This window comes from Nonomuraea sp. NPDC050536 (assembly GCF_044457685.1).
Lineage (GTDB): Bacteria > Actinomycetota > Actinomycetes > Streptosporangiales > Streptosporangiaceae > Nonomuraea.
Window position 1 is genome coordinate 91,724 of sequence record NZ_JBITHD010000001.1, and the last position, 12,624, is coordinate 104,347.

Sequence of the window (12,624 nt, forward strand, 5' to 3'; positions counted from 1 at the left end):
ATGGCGGCTCATATGAATAAGCACCAGTTCCGATTTCTTCTACAAGTCGGAAGTTGTGCTTATCGAATCAGTGCGGCGAGGACCGCTCGCACGTCCGGGCGGCGCGAGGTGCCGGTTCGCGTCAGCGCGTAGATGGTGCGCACCACGGGCGCCGTCAGGGGGTGGAGGCTGATCGGGCCATGCGCCTCGGGGAGGGCCATCCGGGGGACGAGCGCGACGCCGGCGCCCGCCGCGACGAGGGCCGCGAGGACGGAGAAGTCGGTGGCCTCGGCGACGACCTCGGGTACGAAACCCGCGGCCCCGCACGCGCGCTGGATCATCTCGTGGCACGAGTGCTCCTTGGCGGGCACCAGCCATGCGGCGTCGGCGAACCTGGCCAGCCGTACCTTCTGCTCCGGTGAGAGCCCGTGCTCGCGCGCGGTCTCCTCGGAAAGGGCCAGCAGGACCGGGTCGTCGGTGATGGGGTGCACTTCGCAGTTCGCCGGTGTCTGGCGGGGTAGCAGGGTGTAGCTGTGCACGATCGCCACGTCGACGTCCTGGTGCATCAGCGCACCCACGGCGAGATCCGGCTCCAGCTCCAGCAGTCTCAGTGAGACGCCCGGCGCCTTCGTCCAGATGGGAGCGACGAGGCTGCGGGCCGCCGAGGGGAACGCCGCGATGCGGACCGTGCCGGAACCGTCCGCCCGAAGAGCGGCCAGCGCGGACTCCGCCGCCGCCACGTCGCCCAGGATGATGTCCGCGTGGGACACCAGGAGCCGGCCGGCGGCGGTCAGCACGAGTGTCCGCCCCTGCTTCTCGAGCAGCCGCACTCCCGCTTCCCGTTCCAGCGCGGCGAGCTGCTGTGACACCGCGGGACCCGTGAGCTGGAGCGCTTCGGCGGTGGCCGCCACCGTTCCGTAGTGCGCGAGTTCGTGCAGAAGCTTGAGCCGTCGGACCTCTAGCATAAGCTCAGCTTTCGATTTGACGGATGAACACTAATTTCAGCTTCTCTATCCTAACGCCCGTGAGCGGGGCCGCCGGCGAGGCGTTGTTGCTCCTCCTGGATGATCTGGTGGGCCAATGACTGGTCGGAGATGTCGATCGCGTCGGGGGTGGATTCGGCGAGGTCGCTGCGTCTGGCGTACGTGTCGAACAGGACGGTCTTGGCGTGCAGGATCCGGAGCATGCGCTCGTCGACGCTGTCGGGGGTGAGGAGGCGGTGCACCTGGACCCGGCGGACCTGGCCCATGCGGTGGGCGCGGGCCACGGCCTGGCTCTCCAGGGTGGGCTTGACCTGCGGCTCGCAGATGATCACGATGGACGCCGCCTGCAGGTTGAGGCCGACCCCGCCCGCCTGGATCTGCGCGAGCAGCACCGCGTGCCCGGGCGCCTCGGTGAAGGCGTCCACGACGTGCTGGCGGCGTTCGGGAGCAAGGTCGCCGGAGATCGGGCCGTGGATCGAAGGGCCGAGCGAGTCGGCGACGGAGGCCAGCACGTCGCGGAAGTAGGAGAAGACGACGACCTTGAGGCCGGTGACGGCGGCCTCGTCGACCAGTTCGCGCAGCCGTTCCAGCTTCGCCGACTTCTCCGGAACGGCGTACGCCGCCCGGCGCATCGCCATGAACCGGCTCGATTCCACCGCCTCGCGGTAGGCGTCGGCGTCAGCCGTACTGAACTCCTCCCATTCGTCGACGTGGACCAGGCCGGGAAGTTCGGTGAGCACGTCCTCCTGGTTGCGGCGCAGGTAGACAGGGGCGACGGCGCGGCGGAAGGCCTGCGCCCCGGCCGCGACCTTGGGACGCAGGTCCGGCTGGAGGTAGCCGACCAGGCTGCGGAACTCCTCGACCCGGTTCTCCAGCGGCGTGCCGGTCATGAAGAGCACCCGGGCGACCTGGTCGCACCATCCGGCCACGGCCCTGGAGCGGCGGGCCTCGGGGTTCTTCACGTAGTGCGCCTCGTCGACGACGAGCATCCCGACCTGCGGTGAGGGGGCAAGCCTGTGCAGCCCGTCGAACGTGGTCACCGCGATCCCGCCGCGTTCGAGCCAGGCCGAACGCGCCAGGTCGCGCCGGTCGCCGTGTAAGCGGAAGGCGCCGAGCGTGCTGCGGGCCTCGATCTCGCGCACCCAGTTGATCAGTGTGCTCGCGGGGCAGACCACCAGCGAATGCGTCGTGCCGCGGGCGTGCAGGTGGGCCAGGACGGCGATGGCCTGGATCGTCTTGCCCAGCCCCATCTCGTCACCGAGGATCACGCGCTGCTGCACGATCGCGAATCGGGCGCCGAACGCCTGGTAGCCGCGCAGCGAGACCCGTCGCCGGGTGTCGTCGAGCTCCTGGCGCCGCACCCGCTCGGCCAGGTCGTCGGGCAGGAACCCCTCGGCCGCGGCCCGGTCGAGCGGCGCCAGGGCCGACAGCTCGGCCAGCAGGTTGTAGTAGTCGGCCGAGTGGAGCTCGAAGTCGATCCACGCTTGTGTCGCGTCCGGCGGCGGGCGGAGCAGGTCGGTGGTGGCCTGCGCGAGGAGCAGCCGCGTCTCGGTCTCCTCGGCGAGCAGCTCCGCGATCCGCTCGACGGCCTGCTCGGCGCGGGCCCGCCGCTTCCCGCCGGTCAGCAGCCTGCGCCACCACCTGCCCAGGGAACGCGCGTCGGGGACCAGCGCCTTGAGCCGCTGCTCGAGCGCCTGAGCGGTACGGCGGGCCCGCGACAGCTCGGGCCCGGCGGCCACCAGCCCGTGCAGCGCCACGAGCAGCCGCGTGGTCTCGGCATCCTGCCGCTCGACGTCGATGTGCACGGTGCCGGACTCCCGCGCGGCCCGCGCGATCTGCTGCGCGGCGCTCTGCGCCTGCCACCGCGTCTTCGGCCCGACGCCGGGCAGCTTCTGCAGCTCGTACGGCGTGGCATCGAGAACACTGAGCACGGTGGAGTATCCGGCCTCCTCCAAGGCCGTCAGCCGCAACCCGCCCCCGGTGACGTCCTTCAACCGGGACACGGGGATGGCCCCCAGCTCGGCCCTGGCCTGCCGCTCACGCACCGGCTCGAGCGCGGAACGCACGTCCGCGACGGCCTTGCCGTACTCGGCGATGAGCCCGCGCGCGTCCCCGCCCAGCCGCCCGGCCCGCCGCAAGAGCTGCCGAACCTCCCCTGCGGACGGTGGTGCCATGCCCAAGAAGCTATCGCCCCGCCCCGACACTTCTGAAGCGTTCATCTCGGCTTCAGAGGGTGGACACCGGGGATCTGTAGGTTTCGGGTGATCACCTGCCGTTTGACCGATGAGGAGCGTCGTGTCGCGTTCTGTCGTTGCGGGGCTGGCTGCCGCCTCCGCGCTGTTCGTTGCCCTGCCCGGAGCGGCTCAGGCCGCGGCCGAGCCCAGGGTCGTGTCGGATGTGACGATTCCGGCGCCGCCGTTGAGCGAGTTCGAGCAGGGGCTGGTCAAGGACGACCACGGGGTGAAGCTGGGCGGCGTCGGCAGCGGACTGTATCCCGCGCAGCGCAGGGGCGAGTACTGGATGGTCACCGACCGCGGGCCGAACGGCGAGCCGAAGGTGAACGGCGAGAAGCGGCGCACCTTCCCGGTGCCCGAGTTCGCGCCCGCCATCGTCAAGGTGGCCGTCAGGAACGGCCAGGCCAGGATCGCGCGGACGATCACGATCAAGAACGCCGACGGGACACCGATCACCGGGCTGTCGAACCTGGCGGACCACGACGAGGTCCCCTACAGCTGGGACGGGCAGACGCAGCTGCCCTACGACCCGGGCGGGCTGGACACCGAGGACCTCGTCACCGACGGCCGCGGCGGTTTCTGGCTGGTGGAGGAGTACTCGCCGTCACTGGTGCACGTCGGATCGGACGGCCGGATCCTGGCCCGCTACGTGCCGGAGGGGCTGCGGCTGACCGCCAAGTACCCGGTGTACGACACGCTGCCCGCGGTGTTCGCCACGAGGCAGCAGAACCGGGGCTTCGAGGCGCTCGGCGTGTCCCGCTGGGAGCACGCGCTCTACCTGGCGGTGCAGAGCCCGCTGGCCAATCCGGACAAGAAGACCGGCAAAGCGTCGAGCACCTCCCGCATCCTCCGCGTCGACCTGCGCACCGGCAGGCCGACGGGCGAGTGGGCCTACACGATGGAGAACGTGGCCACCTTCGACCCGGCCGCCCAGCAGGGCGACATGAAGATCTCCGCGCTGAACGTGCTGAGCCCGGGCCGCCTGCTGCTCCAGGAACGCACGGACGCCGTGGCCCGCCTCTACACCGTCGACCTGCGCCAGGCCACCAACCTGCTGGGCAGGCCGGAGACCACCCCGACGCTGGAGCAGTCCGTGCCGTCGGACGTCACCGTGGCCACCAAGCAGCTCGCCGTCGACCTGGCCGCGATCCCCGGCCTGCCCGGCAAGATCGAGGGCGTCGCCCTGGTGGACCCGTGGACGCTGGTGATCGCCAACGACAACGACTTCGGCCTGGGCACGTTCGGCCCTGACGGCAAGCTGATCGACTCCGGCGTCGCCAGCCACCTCGTCACGATCCGCCTGGCGCACCCGATCACGGGCGCCAGGGCGGACGCGACGGCCCAGGACGACCAGGAGTGACCGCCGAGTAGGCTCAGACCAGCACGCCGGGGTTGAGGATCCCGCGCGGATCGAGGGTGGCCTTGGCCGCCTTGAGCGCGAGGGCGAAAGGCTCCGGCCGCTGCCGTTCGTAGAAGGGCTGGTGATCGCGGCCGACCGCGTGGTGGTGGGTGATCGTCCCGCCCATCCGCAGCACGGCATCCGAGACCCGCCGCTTGATCGAGTCCCAGACGGCCGTCTCCTCGCCCCTGGGCGCCGGCGCGAGCACCGTGTAGTAGGGCGCGGGCCCGTCCGGGTAGGCGAAGGCGATCCGGCACGTGGCGTCCACCTCGGCCAGCACCGCCTCGTGCAGCGCCGGGAAGCGGTCCCAGGTGACCGCGGTCTCGAACGTCTCCGCGATCACCCCAAGCCCCGGCAGCGCGTTGCGGAGGTACGGCATGCCGGTGAAGCTGCCCTTCCACTCCCGATCCTGCCGAGCCCGCCCGGGTTCGCCTCCGGCGATCTCCAGGGCCCGCGCCATCAAGGTGTCGACAGGATGGTCGGCCGACTCGAACCCGACGATGAGCACGCAGTGCTTCCCGTCGCCGCCCGCGGCCAGCGCGGCCTCCCTGGCGTCGAGCAGCCGGCAGTTGGCCGGGTTCAGCCCCGACTGGGCGAGATCGCGCACCGCGGAAACGGCCCGCTCCCAGGAGGCGAAGCGCACCGGGGTGGACACCTTGAAAGCAGGCCGCTCCTGGATCCGCACCCACGCCTGCGTGATGACGCCCAGGGTCCCCTCGGACCCGAGCAGCCACCGGTCGGGCGAGGGCCCGGCGCCGGATCCCGGCAGGCGGCGCGACTCCCACACCCCGGCCGGGGTGATCGCGCGCACGGACTCGACCAGGTCGTCGATGTGCGTGTGCAGCGTGGCGTAGTGGCCTCCCGCCCGGGTGGCGATCCACCCGCCGAGCGTGGAGAACTCGTACGACTGCGGGAAGAAGCGCAGCTGCAGCCCGCCGGGCAGCTGCCCGTTGAGCACCGGCCCCGCAGCGCCCGCCTGCACCAGCGCCGCCCGCGAAGCCCGGTCCACCTCGAGCACCCGGTCCATCCGGGTGAGGTCCAGGCAGACGGCGGGCCCGTCGAAACGCGCCTCCACGCCGCCGACCACGCTGGTCCCGCCGCCCCTCGGGATGACCGGCACGCCGGTGGCCGACGCCCACTCCAGGACCCGGGTGACCTCGGACTCGTCGCGGGGCATCGCCACGACGTCGGGGGCGTTGGCGAAGTCGCCACGGTAGGCCCTGATCAGGTCCCGGTAGGCCTGGCCGTAGGTGTGCGTCGCCCGGATGTACGGCTCCGCCGTACTGAACGCCGCTATGTCCGGCGCGATCGGGATGCGTGGCGGCGGAAGCCGTACCGCCTCGAACGGGACGGGAGGCTCCCAGGAGGACGGATCGCCCAGGCCCGTGGCGCGGGCGAGGTCGAGCAGCTCGGTAGGTGACGGCTCGTCACCCCAGGCCCAATGGCTTGGCATAGGACGATTGTCATACCGAGATCCGGATCGATGGCACATCCCTTTTGCCGCGGGCTCGGAAATGATCGCCGCATGCGTCGAATCGTTCTGGCTCTCGGTCTCGCTCTCCTGTCCCCCCTGGTCGCGGAGTTCCTGCTGGGCGACTTCCCGATCACGTCGCTGCACTTCCTGGTCGTTCTCGCCCCCACCTACGGCGGGGCGACGGTGCTCATCCGCGAGGTGGCGCGGCGCGCCGGGCTGCGCTGGCCGAGCATCGTGCTGATGGCGCTGGCCTACGGGGTGTTCGAGGAGGGGATCATGACGATGTCCCTGTTCAACCCCAACTACGCCGGCCAGCGCCTCCTCGACGAGGGATTCGTCCCCGCGCTCGGGATCGGCGTGCCGTGGACGCTGTTCGTGCTCTGCCTGCACACGGTGTGGAGCATCAGCGTGCCGATCGCGCTGGTCGAAGAGCTGGCAGGCGAGCAGCGGACCACCCCGTGGCTCGGCAGGGCCGGGCTCACTGTGGCGGCCGTGCTCGCGGTGCTGGGCGCGGCGTTCAACACGGTCTTCTCCTACCAGATGAGCCACTTCCTGGCCTCGGCCCCGCAGCTCGTCGCCATCGTGGTGATCGTGGTCGCGCTCGTCGTGGCGGCCTTCCGGCTGCCGAGGCGGACGACGCCGGCCGCCGGCGCGGCGCCTCGCCCGTGGCTGGTGCTGGCGGTGACGCTGGTGGGCGGGCTCGTGTTCGAGCTGATGACGCTGATGCCCGGCAAGGCCCCGGCGTGGCTGTCGATCGTGACGCTGGTCGCCGCCGAGGCGGGCATGGCGATCCTGGCGCTGACCTGGTCGGCCCGGCAGGGCTGGGGCGGCGCGCACCGGATGGCGCTGGCCGGCGGCGCCCTGCTGACCTACGTCTGGCACGCCTTTTTCACCGGGACCCTCGTCCCCTCGACGCCCACGCTCAACCTGGTCAGCCACATCGTCTTCGGTCTCGGCGCGGTCGCGCTGCTCGCGCTGGCCGCGCGGAAGGCTCAGAGGGAGTACTCCAAGGTGTAGGAGTGCGAGCCGTCGGGCGCGATATCGATGTCCATCGTGCCCCGCAGCCCGCGCAGCTCCCCGGTGCCGGAGTCGGGCACCACACTGATCGTGAGCGACTGCTTCCCGCGGTCGCTCGCGGCGCTGTGCTGGACCACGAAACTTCCCTGGCGGCCGTCGAGCGTGCCGTCGATGCGCTCGATCGCCACATACGACCGCGAATCTTCGACCTCGGTGCCGGCCACCAGCATGGTGACCATGCTGGTGCCCGTCAGGTCGCCGTGGAAGGTCTTGGCCAGCGTGACCTGGCCGAGCTGGATCCCGTCGCGGTCGTCGTAGGGCGGCTGCGGAGTCCAGTTGTCAATGTTGAAGGTTCCCTTTGCGGTCATGGAGGCGATCCTGGCACGCTTACCTGTCATCCTCTGTCAGGTACGCGCGCAGGAACTCGTTGCCGAACTTGCCCGCCGGGTCGTACCGCTCGGCCAGCTCTCTGAATTCCTCCGGGCAGGCCGGCAGGCGGGTGAACAGCTTCCCCCAGTGCGGTCGCGGCTCCAGCGGCGCGAGCACGTCCTCCACCAGCCCGATCACCGGCAGCACCGCCGCCGTGTCGCGCACCCAGGTGAAGTGGATCCCCACGCTGTCGCGCCCGCGGAACGGGCTCAGCCACAGCTCGTCGGCCGCCACGGTCCTGATCTCCGAGATCTGCAGCACGGGCGCGAGCCTGTCGCGGACGGCGCGCAGCCGCGTGATCGCCTCGGCGGCGTGCCGCCTGGGCAGCAGGAACTCCGACTGCAGCTCGTCGCCCGCGCTGCTGGGCGGGGAGTCGTGCCGGAAGTGCGGCAGCCGCTCGTGCCACGGTCCCGGCTCGCCGAGTTGTCCGGTGCAGCTCTCGGCGGGCTTGCCGGGCACGGGATGCGCCTGGTGGGTGGCGGGCCGCGTGCCGTACCAGCCGTCGGCCAGTTCGGTGCGGCGCTTGAGCCAGGCGCGGGTGGAGCTCCAGTCGGTGAACAGGCTGACGCTGTAGCCGTCGGACATGATCTCGGCGGGGTCGAAGCCGGGTTCCAGGCCCTCCCTGACGTACTGCCGCAGCTCGAAGGCCGGCACGAGGTCGAGCGTGAGCGCCGTGGCGACGCCGAGCGCGCCGAGCGCCACCACCGCGCCGGGGAAGTCCGGATCGCGCCGTTCCAGGCTGACGAGCGACCCGTCGTAGGTGACCAGCTCGATCGCGGACACGGCCGCGGCCAGGCACTGGTTGTCATCGCCCGAGCCGTGGGCGGCGGTCGCGACCGAGCCGCCGATCGAGATGTGCGCCAGCGAGGCCAGGTTGGCCAGCGCGAACCCGTGCCGGTGCAGCTCCGGCGCGAGCCGCGCGTACGTGACGCCCGCGCCGACCCGCACGCTGCCCGCCTCCATGTCCACGTCCGCCTCGTACGGCATGCCGTCGAGCGCGACCAGGTCCCCGGGCGAGTCGGCGACGTGGCTGAAGGAGTGGCCGCTGCCCAGGGCGTGGATCCGCGAGGCGCCGGAGACCAGGTGCTGGAGCTCGCTCAGCGACGTGGGCCGGTGGATCTCGCTCGCGCGAAACGCTATGTTTTCCGCCCAGTTCCTCAGCTCCATGACACGATCTTCGCAGGAGGTGCGCCGTGCTCTACCTGTCCGAGGGTCTCGGCCTGATCACGCTGGTGCTCTGGCTGTATGCCCTGTTCGATGTGATCACCACGCCCGAGGAGGCCTGCAGGAACTTACCCAAGATCCTCTGGCTGTTCGTCGTGCTGCTGTTCCCGCTGGTGGGGTCGCTGGTGTGGCTGGCCGCCGGGCGGCCGCAGGCGGTGCGCAGCGGCCCGCCGAGCCGCTACCCGGAGTACGACAGGCCGGGCCGGTTCGCCGCCAACAACCCCGACGACGACGAGGAGTTCCTGCGCCGCTGTCGCGAGCGGGCCGAGGAACAGCGGCGCAACGCCCCCAAGCGGGCCGACGAGGCTTAGGCTCGTCATGTGAGGGTTTTCGTCACCGGCGGCACCGGGGCGATCGGCCGTCATGCGATTCCGGCGCTGGTCGGAGCGGGGCACACGGTGACCGCCCTGGCCCGGACGCCGGCCAAGGCGACCGCGCTCGCCGACCAGGGGGCCGCCGCGGTCACGGTGTCGTTGTTCGACCGTGGGGCGCTGGCCGAGGCGTTCGAGGGATACGACGCCGTCGTCAACCTTGCCACCGCGATCCCGCCGATGTGGCGCTTCATGAGCGCCGGAGCGTGGGCGGAGAACCGGCGTGTCCGCTCGGAAGGCTCGGCGGCCGTCGTCTACGCCGCGCAGGAGGCCGGGGTCGGGCGCCTGATCCAGGAGTCGGTGGCGATGGTCTACCACGACTCGGGCGGCGCCTGGATCGACGAGAGCGCGCAGGTGGACGACTATCCGCTCGCCCAGTCCAACTTCGCCGCCGAGGCCAACACGCACCTGTTCACCGCCTCCGGCGGGATCGGGATCGTGCTGCGGTTCGGCTGGTTCTACGGTCCCGGCGCCGCACACAGCGAGCAGCTGCTGGCCATGGCCAGGCGGCACGTCGGGATGGTGCTCGGGCCGCCGGAGGGTTACGTGTCCTCCATCCACGTGGCAGACGCGGGCGCGGCCGTCGCCGCCGCGCTGCACGCCCCTGCCGGGACGTACAACGTGGTCGACGACGAGCCGCTGACCAAGCGCGACTACGTCGAGGCGGTGGCCAAGGCGGCCGGCTCGGACCTGTGGGTGCGCGGTCCCGGGCGCGGTGCGCTGCTGTTCGGCGACGCGCTCACCTCGCTGACGCGGTCGCTGCGGGTCAGCAACGGCCGCTTCAAGGAGGCGACGGGCTGGGCGCCGCGCCACCCACGAGCCTTCGCCTAGAGACCTAGATCGGCAGCGGGTCCGAACCCAGGACGCGTTCGCCGTTGGCCGCCGAGTCGCGCACCGCGGCGAAGCCGTACTCGGTCATCGCCGCCTCGTAGCCGGCTATCGCCTCCGGCCCCTGCGCCAGCGCGGCCGCCAAAGTGGCGGCGTCGCGCATGGCGGTGTTGGCGCCGACGCCGCCCGCCGGGCTCATGGCGTGGATGGCGTCGCCGAGCAGCGTGACGTTGGTGGCGGGCCACGGATCGATGGGGACGCTGGTGCGCAGCGTGATGGGGAAGACCGTCTCGGACTCCCAGTGCTCGATCATGCCGCGGATGTTCGGATGCCAGTCGCTGATGCGCTCCAGCACCTCCGCCTTATCGGAAATGTCGGGTAGGCGACCTCCGAAGGAGACCGTCATGTAGTCCCGCGCTCCGCTCAGCCGTACCTCGGGAGCGAGCCTGGCGGCGGCGCGCTCGATGGGCTCGGGGAACTCCACCGGGCCCAGCCCGACGTACTCGCCGCCCGGCCCGACGATGGGGGTGAACACGGCGAACATCTCGTCGGTGAACAGCGGCCTGGTCTCCGCGTTGAGCGGGATGCGGCCGCAGAGCTGGCGGATGCCGGTCTCCACGATGCGCGCGTGCGGCAGGTACTGGCGGCGCACGGCGGAGTTGACCCCGTCGGCGGCGACCAGCACATCCCCGGTGGCCGTGCCGCCGTCCTGGAAGTGCGCGGTGACCCTGCCGCCGGCGTGCCGCTCGTAGTGGGTGAGCCTCCTGCCGAACCGGACGTCGATCCCACTGCCGAGGATTTCGCGAAGTGTCACCCGATTGACGGACATGTGGATGCCGTCAGGGTCGTCGGATTCGTTCACGGTCAGCCGGTTGAGCAGGTGGTCGTAGACGGTCATGTCGAGCTGCCTGGGCGTGCCCGACGTGGCGCGGAACAGGCGGTAGAGGTGCTCGGGCAGCGAGGCGGCCAGCGCGGCGTCGCCCTGCCCGTCGACGTGGATGCGGTAGCCCTGCAGCCGGGTGGTCAGCGAGTCGTCGCGCTCGAAGATCTCGAAACCGATCCCGCGCCTGCGCAGCCCTTGGGCCAGGCACAGCCCGCCCAGCCCGGCGCCGATGATGATCACATGCGGATGCGACATGACATCCGTCCCTTCCTCGCGACATGACAAAGAAAGGGACGTACAGGTCACACCCCGGGGTGCGGTGTTCGATTCACCCGGACTAACCCATACCAGGCTTCGGTCTTCGCACGTCCTCGATCTTCAGGCTAGCACCCCGACGCCGCCGTCGACCCGCAGCCGCGGAACCCCGTCCAGCAGCGGCAGCTCGTCGTCGCCGCTGCGCCAATCCTGCACTGGGACCAGCCCCGGCTCGAGCAGCTCGAACCCGTCGAAGAGACGCAGCACCTGCTCGTGCGTGCGGAAAACCGCCTGCGCAGGAGAGTTCGCCGTGGTGATCTGCAGCTGCTTGATCGCCTCGGGGTCGCTCTCGGCCATCGTGTGCGACAGCACCAGCTGGCTGCCCGGCGCCATCCGGTCCCTGAACCTCTTCACGATCCCCGCCGGGTCCTCGTCGTCCATGACGAAGTGCAGTACGGCGAGCATCAGCACGCCCACCGGCTGGTCGAAGTCGATCAACCCGGTCACGTGCGGGTCGCTCAGGAGCTCCTCAGGCTGCCGCAGATCCGCCCGGATGCCGGCCACGCCGGGTTCGCTGGCGAGCAGCACATTGGCGTGCAACTGCACCACCGGGTCGTTGTCGACGTACACCACCCGGCACGCCGGGTTCACCTGCCTGGCCACCTCGTGCACGCTGGGCGAGGTCGGAATCCCCGTCCCCAGATCGATGAACTGCCGGATCCCCATCTCGGCCATCTGCCGCACGGCCCGCACCAAGAAGACCCGGTTCGCCCTGGCGACCAGCCGCGTATCAGGCGCCACCGTCAGCAGCCGGTCGGCCACCACCCGGTCAACGGCCAGATGATCCTTCCCGCCAAGCAAGTAGTCATAGACGCGGGCGGAACTGGGAACGGACGGGTCGACACCGGGCGGCACACGCTCGAGCTCGGACACGAACAAGATTCTATCCACCCGCCTTCCCTCCGCGCGCCGGGTCAGCGGGTGACGAGGCCGGCGTCGTAGGCCAGGAGGGCGGCCTCGGCGCCGTCGTGGGCCTCGCCGACCACCTCGATGTCCCGGGCCCGCGACAGGATCGCGCGCAGGTGGGCGCAGACCATCCGCTCGTCGTCCACCAGCAGCACCCGGATCACGGGGTCACCACCGGCAGTGCCGCGGTCAGCTCGAAGCCGCCCTCGGCGGTCGGCGCCGCGTGCAGCTCGCCGCCCACCAGCTCGACCCGCTGCCGCAGCCCGAGCAGCCCGGTGCGGGAAGAGGGCGGCAGCACGAAGGACTCCCTCGCGGCCACGGCGTTGCGGACGCTCACCAGCAGCGCCGAATCGCGCCGGCTGAGCCGTACCCGCACCGCCGCGCCCGGCGCGTGCTTGCGCGCGTTGGTCAGCGCCTCCTGCACCACGCGATAGGCGGTACGGCCGAGCGCGGGCGAGACCGTGATGCCCTCGTCCTGGACCAGCCCCACGTCTAGCCCGGATTCGGCGACGAGCCGCGACACGTTCCTGTTCGCCGAACCCCGCGGCGGGCTGCACACGGCCATCGCCTTCATTGGCGAAG

General features: G+C 71.1%; 13 protein-coding genes. 4 read left to right on the plus strand and 9 right to left on the minus strand.

Features of this window, described 5'->3' with window-relative positions; translation table 11 throughout:
- Nucleotides 1-59 precede the first annotated feature (59 nt).
- Both ACIBHX_RS00465 and ACIBHX_RS00470 read right to left on the minus strand, forming a co-directional pair.
- Nucleotides 60-944 (minus strand): LysR family transcriptional regulator, encoded by an 885-nt coding sequence (locus ACIBHX_RS00465; RefSeq protein ID WP_397062781.1) that lies wholly within the window; start codon nt 942-944, stop codon nt 60-62.
- Between the two features lie 50 nt (nt 945-994).
- Nucleotides 995-3,136 carry a DEAD/DEAH box helicase gene (locus ACIBHX_RS00470; RefSeq protein WP_397062783.1) on the minus strand — a complete coding sequence of 714 codons (2,142 nt, stop codon included), beginning with the start codon at nt 3,134-3,136 and terminating at the stop codon, nt 995-997.
- A gap of 121 nt (nt 3,137-3,257) precedes the next feature.
- Between ACIBHX_RS00470 and ACIBHX_RS00475 the strand changes: the two genes are divergently transcribed.
- Nucleotides 3,258-4,556 (plus strand): esterase-like activity of phytase family protein, encoded by a 1,299-nt coding sequence (locus ACIBHX_RS00475; protein WP_397062785.1) that lies wholly within the window; start codon nt 3,258-3,260, stop codon nt 4,554-4,556.
- A 13-nt stretch (nt 4,557-4,569) separates the two neighbouring features.
- Here the strand turns inward: ACIBHX_RS00475 and ACIBHX_RS00480 are convergent, their stop codons facing one another.
- Nucleotides 4,570-6,048, minus strand: a complete 1,479-nt coding sequence (locus ACIBHX_RS00480; protein ID WP_397062786.1) for an FAD-binding oxidoreductase — start codon at nt 6,046-6,048, stop codon at nt 4,570-4,572.
- A 72-nt stretch (nt 6,049-6,120) separates the two neighbouring features.
- Here ACIBHX_RS00480 and ACIBHX_RS00485 point away from each other — a divergent pair, with 72 nt between their 5' ends.
- Nucleotides 6,121-7,086, plus strand: coding sequence for a hypothetical protein (locus ACIBHX_RS00485; RefSeq protein ID WP_397062788.1), 966 nt, complete (start codon nt 6,121-6,123; stop codon nt 7,084-7,086).
- Here the strand turns inward: ACIBHX_RS00485 and ACIBHX_RS00490 are convergent.
- Nucleotides 7,062-7,454, minus strand: coding sequence for a DUF3224 domain-containing protein (locus ACIBHX_RS00490; protein WP_397062790.1), 393 nt, complete (start codon nt 7,452-7,454; stop codon nt 7,062-7,064). The two genes, ACIBHX_RS00485 and ACIBHX_RS00490, sit on opposite strands and share 25 nt — an antisense overlap.
- Before the next feature lie 19 nt (nt 7,455-7,473).
- Nucleotides 7,474-8,682 carry an FAD-binding protein gene (locus ACIBHX_RS00495; protein WP_397062792.1) on the minus strand — a complete coding sequence of 403 codons (1,209 nt, stop codon included), beginning with the start codon at nt 8,680-8,682 and terminating at the stop codon, nt 7,474-7,476.
- A gap of 26 nt (nt 8,683-8,708) precedes the next feature.
- Between ACIBHX_RS00495 and ACIBHX_RS00500 the strand changes: the two genes are divergently transcribed.
- Nucleotides 8,709-9,050 (plus strand): PLD nuclease N-terminal domain-containing protein, encoded by a 342-nt coding sequence (locus ACIBHX_RS00500; RefSeq protein WP_397062794.1) that lies wholly within the window; start codon nt 8,709-8,711, stop codon nt 9,048-9,050.
- Between the two features lie 9 nt (nt 9,051-9,059).
- Nucleotides 9,060-9,941, plus strand: coding sequence for an NAD-dependent epimerase/dehydratase family protein (locus tag ACIBHX_RS00505; RefSeq protein WP_397062796.1), 882 nt, complete (start codon nt 9,060-9,062; stop codon nt 9,939-9,941).
- Nucleotides 9,942-9,945: 4 nt separating this feature from the next.
- Here ACIBHX_RS00505 and ACIBHX_RS00510 read toward each other — a convergent pair whose 3' ends face one another.
- From ACIBHX_RS00510 to ACIBHX_RS00525, 4 genes are all read right to left on the minus strand, one after another.
- On the minus strand, nt 9,946-11,076 hold the full coding sequence (locus ACIBHX_RS00510) for an FAD-dependent oxidoreductase (RefSeq protein WP_397062798.1): 1,131 nt from the start codon (nt 11,074-11,076) through the stop codon (nt 9,946-9,948).
- 123 nt (nt 11,077-11,199) lie between these two features.
- Nucleotides 11,200-12,009, minus strand: a complete 810-nt coding sequence (locus ACIBHX_RS00515) for an SAM-dependent methyltransferase (RefSeq protein WP_397062800.1) — start codon at nt 12,007-12,009, stop codon at nt 11,200-11,202.
- 41 nt (nt 12,010-12,050) lie between these two features.
- Nucleotides 12,051-12,206, minus strand: coding sequence for a hypothetical protein (locus tag ACIBHX_RS00520; protein WP_397062802.1), 156 nt, complete (start codon nt 12,204-12,206; stop codon nt 12,051-12,053).
- On the minus strand, nt 12,203-12,616 hold the full coding sequence (locus ACIBHX_RS00525) for an ATP-binding protein (RefSeq protein ID WP_397062804.1): 414 nt from the start codon (nt 12,614-12,616) through the stop codon (nt 12,203-12,205). The genes ACIBHX_RS00520 and ACIBHX_RS00525 overlap by 4 nt, the downstream gene beginning before the upstream one ends.
- Nucleotides 12,617-12,624: the final 8 nt, after the last annotated feature.